Origin of the sequence: Saccharopolyspora pogona (assembly GCF_014697215.1) — a bacterium.
GTDB classification, from domain to species: domain Bacteria; phylum Actinomycetota; class Actinomycetes; order Mycobacteriales; family Pseudonocardiaceae; genus Saccharopolyspora; species Saccharopolyspora hattusasensis.
The window spans coordinates 3,050,882-3,071,231 of the sequence record NZ_CP031142.1; the positions used below are offsets into that span (position 1 = coordinate 3,050,882).

Annotated in this window: 19 protein-coding genes and 1 pseudogene; 10 read left to right on the plus strand and 10 right to left on the minus strand. The window is 68.9% G+C overall.

Going from position 1 to position 20,350, the window contains the following annotated elements; all coding sequences use genetic code 11:
* Positions 1 to 223: 223 nt before the first annotated feature.
* Positions 224 to 1,531 (minus strand): MFS transporter, encoded by a 1,308-nt coding sequence (locus DL519_RS14010; RefSeq protein ID WP_190815316.1) that lies wholly within the window; start codon positions 1,529 to 1,531, stop codon positions 224 to 226.
* Positions 1,532 to 1,714: 183 nt separating this feature from the next.
* Here DL519_RS14010 and DL519_RS14015 point away from each other — a divergent pair, with 183 nt between their 5' ends.
* The 7 genes from DL519_RS14015 to DL519_RS14045 all read left to right on the plus strand — a co-directional run bounded on the left by DL519_RS14015 (position 1,715) and on the right by DL519_RS14045 (position 8,542).
* Positions 1,715 to 2,185, plus strand: coding sequence for a MarR family winged helix-turn-helix transcriptional regulator (locus DL519_RS14015; RefSeq protein WP_223838951.1), 471 nt, complete (start codon positions 1,715 to 1,717; stop codon positions 2,183 to 2,185).
* A gap of 69 nt (positions 2,186 to 2,254) precedes the next feature.
* On the plus strand, positions 2,255 to 3,181 hold the full coding sequence (locus tag DL519_RS14020; protein ID WP_190815320.1) for a hydroxymethylglutaryl-CoA lyase: 927 nt from the start codon (positions 2,255 to 2,257) through the stop codon (positions 3,179 to 3,181).
* A 37-nt stretch (positions 3,182 to 3,218) separates the two neighbouring features.
* Positions 3,219 to 3,977, plus strand: coding sequence for an enoyl-CoA hydratase/isomerase family protein (locus DL519_RS14025; protein WP_397544946.1), 759 nt, complete (start codon positions 3,219 to 3,221; stop codon positions 3,975 to 3,977).
* Positions 3,974 to 5,170 (plus strand): CaiB/BaiF CoA transferase family protein, encoded by a 1,197-nt coding sequence (locus tag DL519_RS14030; RefSeq protein ID WP_190815322.1) that lies wholly within the window; start codon positions 3,974 to 3,976, stop codon positions 5,168 to 5,170. The genes DL519_RS14025 and DL519_RS14030 overlap by 4 nt, the downstream gene beginning before the upstream one ends.
* A complete protein-coding gene (locus DL519_RS14035; RefSeq protein ID WP_190815324.1) occupies positions 5,170 to 5,958 on the plus strand; it encodes an enoyl-CoA hydratase/isomerase family protein in 789 nt (262 codons plus the stop codon). Before DL519_RS14030 ends, DL519_RS14035 begins: the two co-directional genes overlap by 1 nt.
* Positions 5,958 to 7,577 carry an AMP-binding protein gene (locus tag DL519_RS14040; protein ID WP_190815327.1) on the plus strand — a complete coding sequence of 540 codons (1,620 nt, stop codon included), beginning with the start codon at positions 5,958 to 5,960 and terminating at the stop codon, positions 7,575 to 7,577. The genes DL519_RS14035 and DL519_RS14040 overlap by 1 nt, the downstream gene beginning before the upstream one ends.
* Positions 7,574 to 8,542, plus strand: a complete 969-nt coding sequence (locus tag DL519_RS14045) for an NAD(P)H-dependent flavin oxidoreductase (RefSeq protein ID WP_190815335.1) — start codon at positions 7,574 to 7,576, stop codon at positions 8,540 to 8,542. Before DL519_RS14040 ends, DL519_RS14045 begins: the two co-directional genes overlap by 4 nt.
* Before the next feature lie 564 nt (positions 8,543 to 9,106).
* On the opposite strand, the gene DL519_RS14050 is transcribed toward DL519_RS14045, so the two are convergent.
* Genes DL519_RS14050 through DL519_RS14060 form a run of 3 tightly spaced genes read right to left on the minus strand, consistent with a single transcriptional unit; the run spans position 9,107 to position 12,149 of the window.
* Positions 9,107 to 10,315 (minus strand): metal-dependent hydrolase family protein, encoded by a 1,209-nt coding sequence (locus DL519_RS14050; RefSeq protein WP_190815337.1) that lies wholly within the window; start codon positions 10,313 to 10,315, stop codon positions 9,107 to 9,109.
* Entirely contained in the window at positions 10,312 to 10,773 is a 462-nt protein-coding gene (locus tag DL519_RS14055; protein WP_190815339.1) for a GAF domain-containing protein, read from the minus strand. Before DL519_RS14055 ends, DL519_RS14050 begins: the two co-directional genes overlap by 4 nt.
* Positions 10,770 to 12,149, minus strand: a complete 1,380-nt coding sequence (locus tag DL519_RS14060; protein ID WP_190815341.1) for an MFS transporter — start codon at positions 12,147 to 12,149, stop codon at positions 10,770 to 10,772. The genes DL519_RS14055 and DL519_RS14060 overlap by 4 nt, the downstream gene beginning before the upstream one ends.
* A 154-nt stretch (positions 12,150 to 12,303) precedes the next feature.
* Between DL519_RS14060 and DL519_RS14065 the strand changes: the two genes are divergently transcribed.
* Entirely contained in the window at positions 12,304 to 13,200 is an 897-nt protein-coding gene (locus tag DL519_RS14065) for a MurR/RpiR family transcriptional regulator (protein ID WP_190815343.1), read from the plus strand.
* A 195-nt stretch (positions 13,201 to 13,395) separates the two neighbouring features.
* Here the strand turns inward: DL519_RS14065 and DL519_RS14070 are convergent, their stop codons facing one another.
* Both DL519_RS14070 and DL519_RS14075 read right to left on the minus strand, forming a co-directional pair.
* On the minus strand, positions 13,396 to 14,094 hold the full coding sequence (locus DL519_RS14070) for a hypothetical protein (protein WP_190815345.1): 699 nt from the start codon (positions 14,092 to 14,094) through the stop codon (positions 13,396 to 13,398).
* 294 nt (positions 14,095 to 14,388) lie between these two features.
* Entirely contained in the window at positions 14,389 to 15,180 is a 792-nt protein-coding gene (locus DL519_RS14075) for a serine hydrolase (protein WP_223838952.1), read from the minus strand.
* A gap of 107 nt (positions 15,181 to 15,287) precedes the next feature.
* Between DL519_RS14075 and DL519_RS14080 the strand changes: the two genes are divergently transcribed.
* Positions 15,288 to 15,689: a hypothetical protein gene (locus DL519_RS14080; RefSeq protein WP_190815349.1), complete on the plus strand. Its 402-nt coding sequence runs from the start codon at positions 15,288 to 15,290 to the stop codon at positions 15,687 to 15,689.
* Between the two features lie 170 nt (positions 15,690 to 15,859).
* On the opposite strand, the gene DL519_RS14085 is transcribed toward DL519_RS14080, so the two are convergent.
* Together DL519_RS14085 and DL519_RS14090 are read right to left on the minus strand one after the other, a co-directional pair.
* Positions 15,860 to 16,537 (minus strand): transposase, encoded by a 678-nt coding sequence (locus DL519_RS14085; protein WP_190815351.1) that lies wholly within the window; start codon positions 16,535 to 16,537, stop codon positions 15,860 to 15,862.
* Between the two features lie 364 nt (positions 16,538 to 16,901).
* Complete coding sequence (locus DL519_RS14090) at positions 16,902 to 18,104, minus strand: IS630 family transposase (RefSeq protein ID WP_223838954.1); 1,203 nt, start codon at positions 18,102 to 18,104, stop codon at positions 16,902 to 16,904.
* 103 nt (positions 18,105 to 18,207) lie between these two features.
* Here DL519_RS14090 and DL519_RS14095 point away from each other — a divergent pair, with 103 nt between their 5' ends.
* Entirely contained in the window at positions 18,208 to 18,534 is a 327-nt protein-coding gene (locus DL519_RS14095) for a hypothetical protein (protein WP_190813758.1), read from the plus strand.
* Here the strand turns inward: DL519_RS14095 and DL519_RS49950 are convergent.
* Together DL519_RS49950 and DL519_RS14110 are read right to left on the minus strand one after the other, a co-directional pair.
* Positions 18,510 to 18,947 (minus strand): annotated as a pseudogene (locus tag DL519_RS49950) (transposase domain-containing protein); the annotation flags it as partial. The gene DL519_RS14095 and the pseudogene DL519_RS49950 overlap by 25 nt on opposite strands.
* A gap of 396 nt (positions 18,948 to 19,343) precedes the next feature.
* Complete coding sequence (locus tag DL519_RS14110; RefSeq protein WP_223838955.1) at positions 19,344 to 20,282, minus strand: ornithine cyclodeaminase family protein; 939 nt, start codon at positions 20,280 to 20,282, stop codon at positions 19,344 to 19,346.
* Positions 20,283 to 20,350: the final 68 nt, after the last annotated feature.

A 20,350-nucleotide genomic window follows, 5' to 3' on the forward strand; every position in this document is an offset into this window, starting at 1 on the left:
CCGGGTGAAGGCACATTTCTCGCGAAATTGCGCCAACCCCGGGTGACGGAGCCGGGCTTCAGCTACGGATCGTCATCACGGCTCACACCAGAGCACCGTGCTGGACGACGTGGCGGATGTGCTCGGGGTCGGCGAGGTTGGCGATGTCGGCCAGCGGGTCGCCGTCCAGGACCACCAGATCGGCCAGACGAACCGTTCCGATGTGGTCAGTGATCGTGAGCGATCAAGATTCCTTGAGATCGGAGGCTTTTACGCCGATCAGCAGCAGCGCGACGGCCAGCAGCACGATCAGGGCACTTACCTGAAGGCCCAATGCGAGGCTGCCCGTGGCGGCCTGGATGAACCCGAGGAGCGATGGGGACGCTGCGGCGGCGAAGGATCCCATCGACGTGACCACGGCGATACCAGTGACCGCCGCCCGATCCGACAGATAGATCGACGGGATCGAGTAGAAAACCGTCAGCCCCGAGTAGTGCGCAGCGGCCAGCACCGCCAGCAACACGACCACCAGTAGCACGTTGTGACCGGTGAACGAGATCGCGACCAGGGCCGCGGCGGCGATCAGCCAGCTCGTGGCCGCGTGCCAGCGCCGTTCCAGCGTCCGGTCGGAGTGCCGTCCGACGACCAGCATGACCAACACTCCCAGCAGCGGCGGCACCGCGGAGAACAGGCCGAGGTCGAGCACGTTGCCGACACCCGCTTCCGCGATGATCCGAGGCGTCCAGAACGACACCGCGTTGGCCAGCGTGTAGGCGCCGCAGGCGCACAGACCCAGAATCCAGACCTTCTTGTCGCGCAACGCCCCGAACAGGCCAACGTGGCCGAGGCCGGTTTCCGCGCCGCTCTTGCGCTGCTGGTCGGCTTCGAGGTCGGCCTGGACCGCGGCCCGCTGCGCGGGGGTCAGCCATTTCGCACGCCCTGGCTCGTCGACCAGCCAGCACAGCACAGCCACCGCGAGCAGGATCGGCGGAAGGCCTTCGATCAGGAACAGCCACTGCCAGTCCGCCAGCCCAGCAAAGCCGCCGAAGATGTGCATCACCCCGCCGGATACCACCGAACCGAGCATTCCGGAAACGGGCACGCCGACGAAGAAGATCGCCGTCATCCGCGTGCGGCGGGCCGACGGGAACCAGCGCGACAGGAAATACAGCGCACCGGGGAAGAAACCAGCCTCCGCCACGCCGAGCAGGAACCGCGCCAGGTAGAACATCCACTCGTTGTGCACGAACATGGTGGCGCTCGTGACCACGCCCCAAGTGATCATGATCCGCACCAGCGTCTTGCGCGCACCGATCCTGCTCAGGAGGGCGTTGCTGGGCACCTCGAAGAGGATGAAACCGACGAAGAACAGGGTCACGCCGAGCCCGTACACCGCGGGCCCGAAGCCCAGATCCCGTTTCAAACCCTCCTGCGCGATGCCGATGTTCGTGCGATCGATGAAGCTGACGACGTAGCAGACGACCAGCAGCGGCATCACCCGCCATGCGATCTTGCGGTAGGTCGCGTCACGGTCGACAGCCGCGGTGTCCATGACCGCTCGGCCGGATGGCCCGACGGGGGGTACGGATTCAGCCACGATGGGGACTCCTTTGTCACTGACTGGTTCGCCCAGGCGATGGCGCAGAGTCTCAACCCGACCTGTTGAGGTTGTCAACAGATGTTCCGGTTCGACTAAACTCCCGGTATGAACTACCGCGCCGATGGCAAGGACCTCGTGCCGATCTCAGAACTGCTGTCATACCGGCTCTCGCGCGCCTCATCGGCGTTGTCGCGCAGCGCCGCGCTGCGGTTTCGCCGCGAGTTCGACGTGAGCCTGGGCGAGTGGCGGGCCATCGCGCTGATCGGAGCCGATCCGACGCTCACGCTCAACCGGCTTGCCCGCCGCGCCAGCCTGGACAAGGCGCAGATCAGCCGGGTGGTCAGCAAGCTGACCGAACGCGGCCTGATCAACCGGACCGCAGGTTCGGGCCGCACCTCGCAGCTGGCGCTTACTGAGGCCGGCACCGAGACCTACCGCGGGCTGATCGCCGCGGCGAACGAAAGAGATGCGGAGTTCCTGAACATCCTGTCACCCGAGGAACGCAACGTGCTGCTGAGCGCGATCGACAAGCTGGCGGACATGGCACTGGAGCTGGAGCGCCGGGAGCGCGACCGCACCGACGACGGGCAACCGACCTCGACCTGAACATCTCTGTTGACTTTATCAACACATTCGCCCATGCTGGGCTCTCCCACGAGACGAGGAGGGCTCTCGATGGCAGACGCGGTCACGATCTGCGAATGCTTCGCCCGCGACGGCTTACAGCACGAACCGGTGTTCGTGCCCACCGCCACCAAGCTGGAGCTGCTGAAGTCGTTCACCGAAGCCGGGTTCAAACGGATCGAGGCAACCAGCTACAGCCACCCGCAACGGGTTCCCGGCTTCGCCGACGCGAGCGAAGTACTCGCCGAGCTGCCGCGCCAGCCGGGGGTGGCGTTCAAAGCGACCTGCCCGAACCCGAAAGCTGTCCAGCGCGCCCTCGACGATCTCGACCGCGGCGCCGGAGCCGACGAGCTGAGCCTGCTGATCTCGGCCAGCGAAAGCCACTCCCAGCGAAATCTCCGCAGCACCCGCGACCAGCAGTGGAAGCGGGTCAGCGAGATGGTCCGGCTTGCCGGCGGCCGGTTCCGGCTGGTCGGTGTCGTCTCGGTCGCCTTCGGCTGCCCGTTCGAGGGGCGCCTCGATCCTGGCCGGATTGTCGAGGACGTGGTGCGGTTCGCCGAACTCGGCGTAGACCTGGTAACCCTCGGCGACACGACCGGTGTGGCCACCCCCAGAACCGTCGCCGACCTGTTCGGCAGACTCGACCACGCCCGCCCGGGCCTGCCCGTCGTCGCGCACTTCCACAACACTCGCGGTACTGGCATCGCCAACGCGGTCGCCGCGCTAGACGCCGGATGCCGGCACTTCGACAGCGCGCTCGGCGGAGTCGGCGGCCACCCGTCGAAGATCAGCTACGGCGCAGGTCTCACCGGCAACGTGTGCACCGAGGACCTGGTGAGCCTCTTCGACGAGATGGGAATCGAAACCGGCATCGACCTCGACGTGCTGGCGAGCTGTTCCAGCGCATGCGAGCAAGCGCTGGGCCGGCCGTTGCACAGCATGGTCGCCCGAGCCGGATTCACCACCCGTCCCGCCTGAACCGGCGAACGAGCCTGAGAAAAAACGGAGATTCCACGTGCCGAACGACTCACAGCAGACCAAGGAAGTCCTGCTGGTCACCGACCGAGCCGCGGATGCGGGAACCGTGCGGGTGCTGACCCTCAACCGGCCGGACAAGCGCAACGCCCTCAACACCGCGCTCACCCGCGCGCTGAGCGTTGCGCTCGCCGAAGCCGAGCGCGACCCGGCGGTACGGGCGGTGGTGCTCAACGGTAACGGCCGCGGCTTCTGCGCCGGTGCCGACCTGAATGAGTTCAGCACGCTCACCCCGGACAATCCCGATGCCGTCCTGGAACGCGCCGAGCTCACCGCGCGGCTTCAGACGCAGATGCAGCGGATGGGCACTCCGGTTGTTTCCGCCGTGCACGGCGCGGCGGTAGGCGGCGGGGCCGGGCTGGCGATCGGCGCGGACATGGTCGTCGCCGGTACCGACCTCAAGTTCGGCTACCCGGAGGCACGGCACTCGATCGTTCCCGCGCTGGTGATGACCGGCCTGCAGCGCCACCTGGATCGCAAGCTCGCCTTCGAGCTGATCAGCACCGGCCGAATGCTCACCGCGGCCGAGGCCGCCGAGCACGGCCTGGTCAACCGGGTCGTGGAACCCGCCGAGGTGCTGCCCACCGCGCTGGAGATCGCGCACGGCTGGGCGGCCGTGCAACCCCGCGCGTTGCGGGCCGCGAAGGAACTCTTCTACCGAGTCGCCGACCTGCCCACCGACGCGGCGATGCGCGCCGGGCAGGACGTGAACGCGCTGATGCGGGGGTTCCGCGAATGAGCGACGGGCAGCCGCTGGCGGGCATCACGGTGCTGGACTTCTCGCGGGTGCTGGCCGCTCCGATGGCCACGCAGATCCTGGGTGAGCTCGGCGCGACGGTGCTTAAGATCGAGCGTCCTGGTTCCGGCGACGAGACACGCCGTTTCGAACCGCGCCTGCCTGCCGGGGAAAGCGCGTACTTCTTCGCGTTCAACCGGGGCAAGAGCTCGATCACGTTGAACCTCAAGGACCCGCGCGGCGCGGAGCTGGCCCGGCGGCTGGCCGCCGACGCGGACGTCGTCGTGGAGAACTTCCTGCCCGGCACGATGGAGCGGCTCGGCCTCGGCTACGCGGATCTGGCTGCGGGCAATCCCGGCCTCGTCTACGTCTCCGCCACCGGGTTCGGCCGCACCGGCCCCGACCGGGACCGGAAGGGCTACGACACGATCTTCCAGGCCCTGTCGGGAATCATGGCGATGACCGGGACGCCGGATGGACCACCTGCCAAGACCGGTATTCCGGTCGCCGACATGACCTCCGGGTTGTGGGTGGTGATCGCGGTGCTCACCGGCCTCGCCGGTCGGCGCGGCCACGGGTGGGGACGGCACTTCGATGTGTCCATGATGGACGCCCAACTCGGACTGCACGCGCTCAACGCGGCCCGGTTGTTCGCCCTGGACCAGGACCCGGTCCGCACCGGGACCGAACATCCCGGCCGGGTCCCGTCGGCCGCTTTCCGGGCCGCCGACGGCGGCTGGCTGCACATCAGCGGCAGCGACCAGCACTGGCTCCCGCTATGCGAAGTGCTCGGCCTGGACGAGCTGGCCGGCGACCCGTCCCTTCAGCGCAACGCGGGCCGGGTCACCGAACGGGAGCGGGTTATGCACTCGCTCACCGAAGCCATCGCCCGGCACGACCGTGACTGGCTGCTGGAGCGGTTACGCGCTGCCGAGGTGCCGGTCGGCGAGGTCCGCACCGTGCGGGAGGCGCTGGAAGCTCCGCAGACCCGCGCGCGCGATATGGTCGCCACCTTTGATCACCCGACCGAGGGCGAGTTCGCCGCCCTGCGCACCCCGTTGCGGGAAGCCGGCGCGGCGGCACCAGCCGCGGATCCGCCGCCGCTGCTGGGCGCCGACACCGAAACCGTGCTCGCCGACCGGCTCGGCATGACGGCCGCCGAGATCGCCGAGCTGCACCGGGAAGGGGTGCTCTGATGACCCGCCCCCACGAACCAGAAGCACCGCAGAGCCGGGTGCACTTGGAAATCACCGACGGAGTCGCACACGTCCGGCTCGCCCGCCCCGAGGCCCGCAACGCCGTAGACCTGCCGATGTGCCTGCGATTGCGGGAGGTCTTCGAAGAGGTCGACGACTCCGACGCCCGCGTGGTGCTGCTGTCCGCGCAGGGACCGTCCTTCTGTGCTGGTGCCGACCTGAAAGAACGCACCGGCAAGGAAGCGGCGTGGGTGCGGCGCAGGCGCATCGCCTCGTTCGCCGCCTACGCCGCGATCGAGCAGTGCCGCCACCCCGTGGTGGCACTCGTGCACGGCGCGATCGTGGGCTCGGGGGGCGAGCTGACGATGGCCGCCGACTTCGCCATCGCCGCCGAGGACGCGGTGTTCCGCTTTCCCGAGCCGCACTGGGGGACGGTCGGGGCGACGCAACGCCTGCAACGCGCGATCGGCAAGCGGCGGGCGAAGGAACTGCTGTTCACCAACCGTCCGATGCGGGCCGCCGAAGCGCTCGACCTCGGCGTGGTGGCGCAGGTCGTGCCCGCCGAGGAGCTCGCGGCGACCGGCGCCGAAGTGGCAGCGCACATCACGAAGGCACCGCCGCTGGCGATCGAGCTGACCAAGCGGGCCGTCGACCTCGGCGCCGAAACCGACCTGGACCGCGGCATCCGCATCGAAATGTCGGCGATCGAGCAGAACCTCGCCGACGGCGGCTGGCGTGACGGCTTCCAGCGGTTCCGCAACCGGGCGAACAACAGCGAGGAGAGCTGATGGAACTCCGGACATCATGCCCGCTGACCACGCACGAGGCGCTGGACCGCGCCGCGCTGCTGGCTCCCGATGTCGAAGCCGTCATCACCGCTGAGACGCGCACGACCTACGGCGAGCTGGCCGACGATGTCGCGCGCGTCCGGGCGGGCCTCGCGGCAGCCGGAATCGGCAAGGGCGACCGGATCGCGATCTGCCTGGGCAACGAGCCACGCTGGATGGCACTGTTCCTTGCGCTGGGCTCGGTCGGGGCGATCACGGTGCCGGTGAACACCCGGTTCACCGCCGCCGAAGTGCACTACGCCCTGGAACACTCGAAGGTGTCCGCGCTGTTCGTCGCCGACCGGGTGCTCCGCGTCGATTTCCTGGCCATGCTCCACGAACTCGGCTTCGGCGAAGGCGGCTGCCGCACCCTGCCGAACCTGAAGCAGGTCGTGGTACTCGGCGACGCGGTTCCGGGCTGGGCGACAGCCTGGACGGACTTCCTCGACTCCGGTGCCCTCGACCCCGGCGCGGTCGCCGCACCCGAGGACCCGCTGCTCGTTCAGTACACGTCAGGCACCACCTCCCGCCCGAAAGGCGTGCTGCTCACCCACCGCAGCATGTGCGCCAACGGGTTCTTCTCCGGTGCGCGGCTGGGTCTGCGACCAGGCGACCGGTTCCACAGCGCACGCCCGTTCTTCCACGTCGCAGGCAGCACGCTTTCGGTGCTCGCCTCGATCCAGCACGCGACCACTCTCGTGACCATGCCGCGATTCGAAGCCGCGGAGGCGCTGCGGCTGATGGAAGCCGAACGCTGCACGCACTTCTCGGGAAACGACACGATCGCCCTGATGCTGCTCAACCACCCGGACCGCACCGTGCGCGATCTGCGGTTGCGCGGGGCCTGGGTAGCCGGCGCGCCCAGCATCATCCGCCGCGTCATCGACGAGCTCGGCGCCCGCGAATGCGTTGCCGGTTACGGCCTTTCCGAGGCCTCCCCCAACGTCGCCCAGTCCTGCTGGTGGGAGGACGAAGCCGTGCGGGCCTCCGGTGCGATGCGCGTCGAGCCAGGCGTTGAGGTGCGTATCAGGGCGCTCGACGACGAGCGGGACTGCGTTCCCGGCGAGCCGGGTTCGATCCTCGTGCGGGGCTGGAACGTCATGCTCGGCTACCTCGACGCACCGGAGCAGACCGCGGAGACGATCAGCCCGGACGGCTGGCTGTCCACCGGCGACATCGGCTCCCTCGACGAGCACGGGCGGTTGCGCTTCGTTGGCCGCACCAAGGACATCATCCGGGTCGGCGGCGAGAACGTCGCCCCGGCCGATGTCGAGGACGCGCTCCTGGGGCACCCCGCGGTGCGGCAGGCGGCCGTCGTCGGCGTCCCCGACCAGCGGTTGATGGAGGTGCCGTTCGCGTTCGTTGTGCTCAACGAATCCGGCACCGCCAGCGAGGACGAGCTGCTGATCTGGTCCCGGCAACGGCTGGCCAGCTTCAAAGTCCCCCGGTATCTGCGCATCCTGCCGGATTTCGAGCGCATCGGAATGACCGCCAGCTCCAAGATCCAGAAGAACCAGCTCGCCGCGCACGCCCGCGAACTGCTGGAGACCGAAGGCGCCGGCGATGGGGTGCACCAGTGAGCCAAATTATCACCTCCGTGACGAAGTTGCTCGGCATCGATCTGCCAATCGTGCAGGCCGGAATGTCGTGGGCGTCCTCCGATTCGGCGCTGCCGCTGGCGGTCAGCCGCGCGGGCGGGCTCGGCGTGGTCGCAGCCGGACCGATGCGCATCGGCGATCTCACCCGCACGCTCGACGAAATGGCCGACGGCACGGGCGCGCCGTGGGCGGTGAACCTACCGCTGTACCGGACCGGGGCGGATGAGGTCATGGACCTGCTGGTCGAGCGCAGACCGCCGGTATTGATCGCCTCCCAGGGCGGGCCGCGGCGCTACCTGCGGCGGTTCCAGGACATCGGCACCACGTGCCTGCACGTCGTGGCAGCCCCGGAGCACGCGCGCAAGGCGGTCGACGCCGGGGTCGACGGGCTCGTCGTGGTTGGCGCGGAGGCCGGTGGACACCCGCCGCCGGCCTTGGTCACCACCCAGGTGCTGGTGCGCGCCGTGCGCAAAGCCGTGCCGGGCACGCCGTTGATCGCCTCCGGCGGTGTGGCCGACGGGTATGGGCTGGCGGCGGCCCTGGCGCTGGGTGCGGGAGCCGCCCAGTTCGGCACGCGGTTCCTGGCGAGTGCGGAGTCCGCGGTGCATTCGGACTACAAGCAGGCTGTGGTCGACGCGGGGGTCGACGGCACCAAGACCGTGGGGCGAGGTCTGGGGCTGATCCGGGCGATCAGCAACGACTTCACCGACCGGATGATCGAGCTGGAGGAGTCCGGCTCGGACCTCGAGCTGCGCCGGAAGGCGTTCCAAGGCGGCACGCTGCGCGACGCGGCGCTGCACGGCGATCTCAAGGGAGGCAAGGTCGAAGCGGGCCAGTCCGCGGGGCTGGTCGACGACGTGCTCCCCGCAGCGGAGATCGTGGACCGGATCGTGCAGGAATACGCCGACGCCGTCGCCCAGCTCCAGGCGGTCTCAGCCGACACATGACAAGGACAAGTGCGGCTGCGCAGGGCTTCATAGAGCCCGATCTTGTGTATTCGGGCTGCTTGCGGGGACCGTTGAACTCCTTGGCGACGATCTCGTCTTGGGGCACCCAGTTGCGGATCGTCTGCGCCGAGGGCTCAAACTCACGAGCCAGCTCTTCCGACCGCCCCGCGTGCACTAGATCCACCATCTGCTGGCGGAACTCGTACGGGTAGTTCGGCACGAGCGAACTTCGCGCTCGCTACCGCAGAAGCCCAGCCCCCTAGCCTGAGCCGCACTCTCGGCTTGCGGTGAAAACCGCCCGAGCACTTCTGAGGGTAGCTCCGGCACCGTGACGCGCCGGAGCTACCCGCTCGCCCCGGCACCGAGCGTCCTCCGCGGTCCCAACGGCCTCGGCACCGCGCTGGCCCGCTTGGCATCGTCCTGGGACCCGGTGCTCGGCTGAGTCCCGACGCGGCGCAATTTCGCGAGAAATCGACCGTCACCCGGGTGAAGGCACATTTCTCGCGAAATTGCGCCAACCCCGGGTGACGGAACCGGGCTTCAGCTACGGATCGTCATCACGGCTCACACCAGAGCACCGTGCTGGACGACGTGGCGGATGTGCTCGGGGTCGGCGAGGTTGGCGATGTCGGCCAGCGGGTCGCCGTCCAGGACCACCAGATCGGCCAGGGCACCCACCCGCAGCGTGCCGATCTCGCCGGTCATGCCGAGGAGGTCGGCGGCGGTGCTGGTCGCCGAGCGGATGATGTCCAGCGGCTGCTGGACCTCGCTGCGGATCCGGAACTCCTCGTTCTGGTGGCGGTGCATGCCGCCGAGCAGGTCGCTGCCGTAGACGATCTTGACGCCTGCGCGGTGCGCCATCTCCAGCGCCGCCAACCCGGCCCCGAGCACGTCGTCGACCTTGCGCCAGCTCTCCTCCGGCAGCCCGAACTCGCGGCCCTCGGCCTTCAACGCCCAATAGGTCACCAGGGTCGGCACCAGGAACGCGTCGTGCTCCAGGAACTCTGCCACATTGGACTCGTCGATGAGGTTGCCGTGCTCGATCGACCGGATACCCGCACACAGCGCCCTGCTCACGGAGCGCGCCGTGTAGGCGTGCGCGGCAACGTAGCGGTTTGCGGCGTCGGCTTCTTCCACGATGGCCCGCAGTTCGTCCATCGAGTACTGGGTGGAATCGATGCGGTCGGTCGGCGAGGCCACCCCGCCGCTGGCCATCACCTTGATGTGGTGCGCGCCCTTGCGCAGCTCATCGCGCGCCGCCGCACGCACCGCGTCCACGCCGTCGGCGATCCTGCCCAGCCCGGCGCAGCACTGGTGGCCGTCGTGCACCTGGGTGCCGCGCGGGCGGCCGTCGCCGTGCCCGCCGGTCTGGCTCAGCGCCTTGCCGCAAAACGCCAGCCGCGGCCCGCGGATCAGACCTTCGGCCTGCGCGTCGGCCAGCCCGAAGTCGGCGCCCGAGGCGTCGCGGACCGTGGTGAAACCACGGTCGAGCATCCGCCCCATGATCTGCGCGGCATGCGCGGTGGCGTAGGACGGCGACCACGACGGCAGCGCGCTGAGGTCGGCGGTGGCGGCGGTGACGTGCACGTGCGCGTCGATCAGCCCGGGCAGGACGGCGGCGCCGCCCAGCTCCACCGTCCGCGCGCCTTCCGGCGCGGTCAGGCCGGGGCCGGTCTCGGCGATCCGGCCACCCACGCACAGCAGGTCGCCTTCGGCGTACTCACCGGATTCGACGTCGAGCAGCTTTCCGGAACGCAGCAGCAGGGCGGTCACGAGTTCGACTCCTCCTGGTTGTTGTCGAGGCGTTGGACGAGTTCGGCCAGCGCGGGAACGGCCAGCGCGGCCAGTTCGACGGCCCGGTCCACCTGGGCCGGACCGTAGGCGTGCTCGGCGTCGAGAAGGGCGAGGGTGCCCAGCGTGGTGCCGTCGGTGCCGATGACGGGCACGTTGATCACCGAGCCGCAACCGAGCTCCGCGATCAGCGCGTGGTCGGCGAAGACCTGGCGGACCGACTCGGCGTCGGGCCCGAAGAACGGCTTCTGCTGCCGGATGCAACGGTCCAGCCAGTCGGCGGCGACCTCGACGGACTTCTCGCCGCCCACCGGGTACTGCTCGGGGTGGCTGGTGTGCGCCCGGTGCAGCACGCACCGGCCGGGCAGCCAGGCGAGAACGGTGAACAGCCGGACGCCGACCTCCTGCCGGATTCGCTTTTCCACAGTGGACAAGTTCATCGGGTGGCCGCCTTCCGCGTGTCGGTTTCGGTCAGGTCCTCCAGCGACCGGCCTGCCGTGGACAACCCGAACAGCAGGGTGCAAACCACTCCGACGGCGAGCACCGCCGTGGTCATGCCGAACACGCCCGCAAAGCCCAGCGAAGCGGCGGACATGCCGATCACCGACGGCGCGATGATGCTGCCGACGCGGCCGAACGCGCTGGACAGTCCGGTGCCCGACGCGCGGATCCAGGTCGGGAACACCTCCGGGGTGTAGGAGTACACCGCCGCATACGTGCCGTTGAGGAAGAACGACAGGACCGCCGCCGAGGTCGTGATCATGACCGGATCGGTCATCTGGGACATCCAGAACGCGCTGGCCGCCGCGCCCGCCAGGTACAGCGCGATGGTGTTCTTGCGGTCCAGGAACTCGCCCAGCCACGCCGCCGAGAAGTATCCCGGCACCTGCGCGAGGTAGATGATGATCGAGAACTCGAAGCTCTTGGTGATCGTGATGCCCTGCTGCACCAGCAGTGTGGGGATCCAGGTGAAGAAGCCGTAGTAGGAGAAGGTGATCACGAACCAGATCAGCCAGGTGATCGCGGTGCGCCGCGCCATCCGGCCGGTCCACAGGTACTTCAGCGCGGAGAACAGGCCGATTTTGCGCGCCTCGGCGGGCTTCTCCAACACCGCCTCCGGCACCGGCGGCAGCGGCGCCTTCGTCGCGGCCTGCACCTTGCGCTCCAGGTCGAGCACGACCCGCTCGGCTTCGGCGGTCCTGCCGTTGGCCAGCAGGTAGCGCGGCGATTCCGGCAGCGAGCGCCGCCACCACAGCAGCATCACGATCGGCACTGCGGTGATCACCTGTGCCCAGCGCCAGCCGTCAGGCACCGGCTGCACCACGAACCGGCCCAGCAGCGCGGCCGCGACGAAGCCGAAGGAGAAGAACCCGGCCAGGGCACCGACGAACCAGCCGCGCCGGGTGGCGGGGACGAACTCGGACAGGAACGGCGCGATGATCGCGCTCTCCGCACCCGCGCCGAACCCGGCGAGCACCCGGGCGCCGAGGAAGACCTCGTAGTTCGGCGACATCGCGCCGACGATCGAGAACAGCGCGTAGACGGCCAGCGCCCACATCATCACCTTGCGGCGGCCGATGCGGTCGCCGAGCAGCCCCGCGCAGGTGGCGCCGAACAGGAAGCCGAACGGGGTGGCCGAGCCGATCAGGCCGAGCTGCGCATTGGTCAGCCCCCACTCGTCTTGCACGCTCGGCAACAGGAAGGCCACCACGGCGGAGTCCATTCCGTCGAAGGTGTAGCCGAGCCCGCCGAGCAGCAACAGCAGGTAGTGCGGCCGGCTCAGCGGGAGCCGGTCCAACCGGGCTAGCAGGGACACGAGGTGCCTCCAGGAGAGTTCACAGCACCGAACGAAGTGACCGGCAACATATAGTGCAGTTATCTAGATATGCAATACCTGTTGCGTCTTAGCCTCGTTACAGTGTGTATCGGCGCGCATCGGCGCGCATCGATCGACCGACGAGAGGAACGCGATGACCACCGACAGCGCCACCAGCAGCGCGGCCGGGGAATCCGACGGATTCGAGACCTGGCTGCGCGGGCGCGTGCCCGAGCGCGGACTGCGCAGCAAGGGCGCGTCGGTGCTGGAGGTGCTGCTGACGCAGCCCCGACGGGCGTCCTACAGCTCCGCCGCCGAGGCCGCCGAGCTGGCCGGGGTCAACGTCGCGACGGTGAGCCGGACCGCGCAGGCCCTCGGCTTCAGCGGCTGGTCGGACCTGCAGCAGGAACTGCGGGCGCGCTACCTGTCCTCGCTGAGCGCCCCGGAAGTCGCCGCCGCGCAGCGCACCGAGGGCGAGTTGGGGACCGCGTCGCTGCGCCGCGACCTGGAGTCGCTGGCCGTGCTGAACCGACGATTGGACGAGCAGCAGATCCGGACCATCGCCGAGGCTATCGCGCAGGCCCGGCGGGTGCTGATCATCGCCAACGGCAGCTACGTCGCGGTCGGCTCGGCGCTCGGGCACAACGTGCGGCTGGCCGGGTACGACGCGACGGTGGTGCGCGACGACGCCGACCTGGCCAACTCGGTGTCCCGGATCGAGCCCGGCGACGTGCTGGTGGCGATCAGCTTCTGGCGGCTGTACCAGAGCACGGTGACGGCGGCCGAAGAGGCAAGCAACCGCGGCGCCCGGGTCTTCGCCCTCACCGACGCGGCCAGCCCTGCGCTGGCCGCCGCAGCCGAGCAGGTCGTGCTGATCCCCGCCGAGGGCGTGGCGTTCTTCCCCTCGCTCGCACCGGGATTGGCGGTCGCCCAGGCCATCGCCGCCCAGCTGTCCACTGTGGATCCCGAGCGGACCCGCCGGTCCATTGAGGCAGCCGAGACCCAGTGGTCCCGCTTCGGCCTGATGCACCGCCAGCCCCGCCGCAGTTGACGCCGAAGGCAGTTCCGGGAGCGGCTTTGCACGGCGGCGCGGTTAGCAGTCCTTTCGAGAACTACCGTCCTCGTCCCGCTGCAGGTCGCGTAAATACCCCATTCACCACGCCGAAACAGGAAATCACCGCGGGTTGGGACCCCCGAAAATCCAGGGGCCCCAACCCGCGAGCGGTTGACACAGCTCCCGCAACCCCTATATACCTGCCGCCCGCGAACTCTCCGACACCGGCCTCGGCCGGAACACCACGTCACTCGACGCGACCGGCGCTCCGGCCACGGCCGTCCAGTGCGCGAGGTACTTGGCCGCCTCGGCGGCCAGCAGCGCGTCCAGCTCGACCCGGTTCGCGTTCTTGCGCAGGCGCAACGGTTTGCCGCGACGCACGTCGAGTACCATCGGCGTCGCACCCGGCCGCAGAGCCGGCATCGCGCACTCCAGGACCCGCAACGCAAGGTTCGCGGAATCCGTGCCCAACTGCGGCTCCTTCAGGTACGGCAGCACGACCTCGGTCCGACCGCCCCGGTGGCGCAACGCCAGCGAGCTGCGCTCCGAGATCGTGATCGCGAGCCCGCCGATCTCCCAACGCGTGGAGACGGCCGGGAGGCCGGTGACCTTGGCGCGCCCCCACCAGCGCTCGAATCCCGCATGCAGCTGCCGGAAGTGCGGTTGTTGCACCGGACGCGCCTGCCGCACCGCCGCCGCGACGATCTCCACCGCGTCCGGCGAGGTCACCGCCCGCTGCAGCGCCAACCGAAACGGCCCGTAGAACGCCCACGCCATGCTCGTCTCGTCGAGGTAGATCTCCCGCTGGTCCCGAACGATGCCCGCGCAACCGCGCGGCGTGCTGCGCATGTAGTCGAGGAACGAACCGAGACTGATCTGCACACCGTCCACGAGTACCCCTTCCCGCAGTCGAGGGCAGCATCCAACGCCACAGCGACCCGCCCATCGAAACGACGGTCCACAGTGGTCCGAATGCGCCCAATCCCCCTGCCCGACAACAACATTCTAGCACTTTATAGACCGTTTTTAGAACACGCATTCGAGTTATTTTGGATCTTGTTGGATGGCCGAGTAAAGGCGACGACCGGACCGGCGAGATCATCTACGCGGACGCCACCGGCGTCCTGACCCGCGACGGTGGAATGCACGAGCTCGGCGGTCGTCAACCGCCCCGCGCGGCCCAGGTCACGCCAGCGCGCGGTATGCCGCTGCTCCCAGGGCTGCGATGACGTCGCAGGCGGGGCCTCCACGGTAGCCGGTGCGGGAGCGTTCGTCGGTGAGCTCGTCGACCAGCACCGCGACCACCGCTCGTGGCCGGTCGGCGCCGATCAGCCCCACGTCGTGGCGCAGCCCGAGCAGCTCGCCGGTCTTGTTCCAGCACTGCGCCCCTTCCGGCAGCAACGCGGGCAGCCGGTCCCGAACCTGCTGCTTGGACAGGACTTCCAGCGCGTGCTCGGTCAGCTCCGGTGGCAGCGCCGCTCCCCTGGCCAACGCGTCGAGCACGCGCGCCTGGTCCAGCGCGGTGGTCTCGTTGCGGCCGTGGGCGTTGGGGTCCATCAGCCGGCGCTCGACACGGGTCGCCGTGCACCCCAAGTCGGCGGCGCAGTCCCGGATCGCCTCGAACCCGACCGCGTCGATCACCGCGTTCGTGGCGGCGTTGTCGCTGATCACGATCATCAGCGTGATCAGGTCACGCAGCGAAATCCGCGCCACGCTGGGGAGTTCCCGCAGGATGCCGAACCCGCCGACCCGCTCGGCGGGCAACTCGACGTATTCGTCCAGCTCGATCCGCCCCTCCTGCACGGCGCGCAGCGCGGCGATCATGATCAGCACCTTGATCGTGCTGGCGGCGTGCATGACCTGCTCCGCATCGACCAGCACGGGCTCCTGCTCGTCGAGGTCCCAGGCCGCGAACCCGGCCCGCCCGGGGAGGCCGTCGAACGCCAACTCGGCCCGCAACCGCTCCGCAAACCCCATCACTCGCCTCCCGTCGGGTGAAATTCGGCGTGGTGAGGGAAACCTTCGAGCGGCTGTGCCGATCGAGGGTGTCCCCACCCATCAGCTGCCCGGGTCGGATCAGGACGATGAACAGGACCGCGAACAGGGCCAGGTTGGCGACCATGATGTCCCACCCGTTGAACACCATCATCCGCAGGTTCCGGGAGCGCGCCAGGCCCGGCTGCCCGATCATGTCCGGCCCGGGGAACGGCCCGAACCAGTCGATCTGCGAGGAACGACACCAGCACCGCGGGCCCGGCGACGTCGCGGGCGACGGCCCCGGCGAGGCTGAAGATCCCGGCGCCGATGATGGCGCCGCCGCCGATCATGGTCAGCTGCGGCAGTCCGAGCACGCGCGGCATCCGCCGGTCGGTTTGCTCCTCCGGTTTCGGTACCGTGCGGCGGAAGATCCCGTTCGGCCCCGTCCCGAACAGCGACCCTCCGGTCGCAGCAGTCTCATCTCGCACCGAGTACCTCACCGCTGGTGACGACGGTTCGCGCTCACGCGATGCGGGGATGTTCGTCGATGGAGATCATCCGGGAAAGACGGCGAAGCACTCGGATGCCTTCCCCTGACCCCAACCAGACCTTCCGCTCACCGCTCAGGACGTCGCGGAACGAGGGCGCCCGTGCCCCGGTTACTTGCAATGCCTGGGACTTAAGCGGCTCGGGGTTGGGCTGGGGTGTGGGTTGTGGTTTCGGGGCTGGCGGGGGGTGTGATCTGGACCTGGTAGCTGGCGTTGGTGCTGGTCAGTTGCTGGGTCCGGCCTCGCCAGGAGTAGCGGGGCAGGGTGTTTTTCAGGGCTCGGGGGAAGATCCGGTGGCTGGTGTGGTGGGTGATCAGCTGTCTGCAGAGGTCCTGACCGGCCCAGTCGAGGTGCTGGTGGGCTTGTGCGGGTGTGGTAGTGATCGCGTGTTGGGCGGTGTCTCGGGCGGCGGTGAAGGAGATCCGGGATGGGTCCAGATCCTGGGTGAGGGCTGCGCGGCAGATCAGCAGCCGGACCGCTTGGTAGACGCACAGCGTGGCCAATAGTTCCTGCATGGCCCGGGCGGGGGTGTGGCCGCGCAGCGCGCGCCCGGCCAGCAGCACGGTTTTGATTTCCCGGATGCCGGTTTCGGCGACCCAACGGCGGGCGTAGAGGGCGAGGAGCTGCTCGGCCGGTGCGGTGCGGGGATCGAGCAGGCTGGTGACCAGCCGGTACCGCTCGGTGCGGGTTCCGTGTTCGGTGGTGACGGTGATGTCGGCTTCGATGACGCGGACGATCTCGCCTTTGATCGGGCGTGGTTTGGGGGTTTGTGGCCGCGTTTGCGGTTGCGGGAGACATTGCGGCGCCACGCACGCGCGTCGGCCGGGTCATAGAGCACCGACAGCCAGGATCGGTCCGGTAAACACGTTTTGACCGGCAGTAAGGGTTTGCTCTGTTTGGCTCGCCAGAGCAGGTGCGCTCCCCGCGCGCGAGCGGATGTCCACAGGGGATATCCCAGAAAGGCCCGGTCGGCCAGCAGCAGCATCCCGGGCCGTAGGGCGGCTACCAGGCGCTTGGCCGGGGTGGGCTCACCTTCACCGCCGGGGCGGGGGGCGGCCCGGCGGCGGGGGCCGGCGGCGCTGCCACCGCGTCGATGATCTTTCTGCTACCGCAGGCCAGCAGCACCAGCAGCCGTGCCTTAGTGGTCTCGCCCGTAAGTGCTTCGGGTCTTGATCATGCGGCCTTCGGGGTGGTATCGGGTGTGTGGTCGGCGGTGTCGGCGGTGTCGGCGGTGTCGGCGGTGTCGTGGGTGTCGTGGGTGTCGATGCGGGCGAGCAGGTCATGCAGGTCGTTGGTGGTGAACTTCCAGCGGAACGGCGTGGCGGTGGCGTTGTAGCGGTTCTGGAAAGACAGCAGGCGTTGCTCAACTTCGGCTAGGTCGGTGAAGTCGTTGGGAGACACGACTTTGCGTTGCACGATCGAGAAGAAGACCTCGATCTGGTTCAGCCAGGAGGCGTGAGTCGGGGTGTGCACCATGACCGCGTTGGGGAATCGTTTGGCCAATCGGTCGATCGCGGCTTGGCCGCGGTGGGAGGAGCCGTTGTCCACGACCCAGAACACCCGCTTGGCCGAGGCGTAGGGCTGGGTGGTCATGACCTGCTCGACTAGCGCCATGAACGGGACGATGCCGGTGGCGGGCTCGCAACGGCCGAACACCCGGGCGTGGTGCACGTCGTAGGCGGCCAGGTAGGCAAGCGCTCCGCCCCGGGTGTACTCGTGCTCGACGCGCATCATTCGGGCCTTGCCCGGCGGGAGCGTGGGATGGCAGCGGCAGCGGGCCTGGATCGAGGTCTTCTCGTCAGAAGAGATCACGAACTCGTTGCCGGTCAACGGTTCGCCGTCCCATATGCCGGTGTAGAGGTCCAGCACCCGGGCGGCCCGAGTGGCGAAGTGCGGGTCGCGCACGGAGATCCAGGACCGATACTGCCAGGGTTTGAGCGCGTCAGCGGCCAGCCAGCGACGTACGGTCGAGGGGGAGATCGCTGTGACCACGCCACGGGTCACGGCTTCACGGGCGAGTTCCGGGCACGACCACCGGGACAGCGGCGTTGCGGTCTCGGCCGGTAGCTGGCAGGCCAGAGCCTTGAGCTCGGCGACCTGCACGGGGGTGAAGCGCGGTGGCCGGCCACTGCGCTTCTTATCCCGGAGCCCGTCCACGCCGTCGGCGGCGAACCGGTCCCGCCAGCAGCGCACCGTGTCCAGGTGCACGCCCACCCGAGCGGCGATGCGGTTGTTGGCGTAGCCACGCCCGGCCAGCAACACGATCTGGGCGCGGACCTTGTCCCGATGCGGTGTCTTGTGACCGTAGGCGCGTCGTTTCAACACACGCCGCTGAGCTGCGGTGAGAATCACCGGGGTGGCAGACATGCCAGGCATGACGGGGGCGACCCCAATCCATGATCGACAACCAGGGTTCGCGCACCCTGCCATACGATGATCACGGTTCGCGTCGGCCTGCTGGTCTGGCAGCATCACCATCATGCCTACCCCGCCGGAATCGACCAAGATCTCGTTGCGTCAACGGCTGCGTGCTCATGCAAGAACCCACTGGCCCCGGGTGGCCGACCTGCGGTTTCGCTACCGCGGCCAGTTCGCCTACGTCGAGGGCGAACTGACAGACGGCGAGGTCTGGCCGCTGATACGACTGAGGTACACAGGCTCGGCCAGCCAATGGGGCTTCGCGCTGTACCTGGCCAGTTCCGGGAAGTACGAAGACCAGATCCTGCCCAGCGGCCTCCCCGTAGGCAGCCCGGAAGAAGCCCTCGATTGCGCAGCCGGTCTCTACCTCACAACACCCGACATCTGACCCGCACAAGACCCACAGGCCGTCAACCCCCGAAAAACTTCCGGCGGCGACCACTTAGGTGCCCCGGTAGCACGACCTAACCTGCGGTGACGACCGAAAAAGCGCTGGTTGGCGGGGGTGTCGGCCATCTCGATCTCGGTGCCGTCCCAGGCACACACCTCCAGCCCGAACGCGTGTGACCACCCGGTGCGGCGTGTGGGTCGCCACCCGGTCAACCGGTCGAACAGCACCTCCAACGGCACAGGTCCGAGACGGTCCCGCAGCTTGGTCCACGCCTTCGAACACGGCACCTGCCAGCCCAGCTCAGCCAGGCGGCCCAGCCGATCCCACGGAATCATCGACCGCAGCACCGACGAGCACGATTTCGTGCGTTGCAGGCATAACGCCAGCACGAAATACGCACCCACAAGCGCCGGTAACGCCCGTCACCGCCGCTCGCCCCGATCGGTATCGACCAACACCTCATCGACCAGATCAGGCGAAACGAACGGGGTCAAGATCCCTAACGCCGACCGGGACAGCAACCGGCCCACCGGTGTGGACCAACCCGCGGACATGGCAGGATACGTAGACAACGAGGCTCCTCGCTGGACCGATGATCGAGACAATCACCAGTCCTAGCCGGAGCCTCGTTGCCATTTCACGCCACCACGCCGATCACACCCAAGCCGTGATCAACACCCACCCTTAAGTCCCAGGCATTGCCGGTTACTTGGTCACGGGCACCCCCTCAACTGATCACGTTCGGGTGAGGCGTGAAGGGCGCCTTCGGGCGGCACAGTCGCCCGAAGGCGCCCTTCACCTCGGTGTCAGAGGGTGCCGAGGACTGCGTGGGCTGCGGCGGCGTCCTGGACCCCGAGGCCGACGCTGTTGTAGAAGACGACCTCCCCGCGCTCCGCGCGCCCCGGCGCTTCGCCCAGCAGCACCGCGCCGAGCGCTCGCAGCTGCGCGCGCTCGATGTCGCGGCGCTCCAACGCGCGCACGATCGGTCCCGCGTGCGTCGCGGCCGTGTCGACTTCGTCGACCACGACCGTTCCGGCGCGTCGGATCAGCTCCGCGTCCACCTCGCACCGGTGGTGCTCGAAGCTGCCGACGCTGATCACCGTCGCTCCCGCCGCTACCGCGTCGGTCGGGACGACCGGCTCCGCGCTGAGGGTGCACGCCGCGATCAGCGGCGCTTCGCGGACCGCTTCTTCGGCGCTCGCCACGGCTCGCACCGGGATGCCCAGTTCGGCCGCCAGCTCCGCTGCCGCAGCCTCGCGGCGCGCCGCTTCGCGGCTGTGGATCCGGACTTCCCGCAGCTGCCGCACGCGCGCTATCGCGCGGGCGTGGGCGCGCGCCTGCACGCCGGATCCGAGGATCGCGAGTTCGTCCGCGTCGGGCAGGGCGAGCGCGTCGGCGGCGACGGCGCTGCCCGCCGCGGTGCGGATCTCGGTGAGCGCGGTGGCCTGCATGGTGGCCACCGGCTGGCCGGTGGTCGCGTCCAGGACCAGCACCGTTGCCGAGATCGCCGGGAGTCCTCGGTCGGCGTTGCCGGGGTGGACCGCGACGAGCTTGCTGACCGCTCCGTGCCTCGGCGACAGGCGGCTGAGGTAACACAGCGTGGTGTCGTTGCCCGTTCGGACGACGACCTTCTCGGCGAGCTGCGCTTCGCCTCGCCCCAGCGATTCGAAGGCCACTCGCTGCGAGGCGATGGCGGTGTCCAGGTCCAGCGCCGCGGTCACGTCGGCGTCGCTCCACACGCTCATGCGCGGCACGCTGCCACACCGGTTGCCGCAGCGGTAATGATCCACATGTCGCCGCGGAAGGCGGGGAG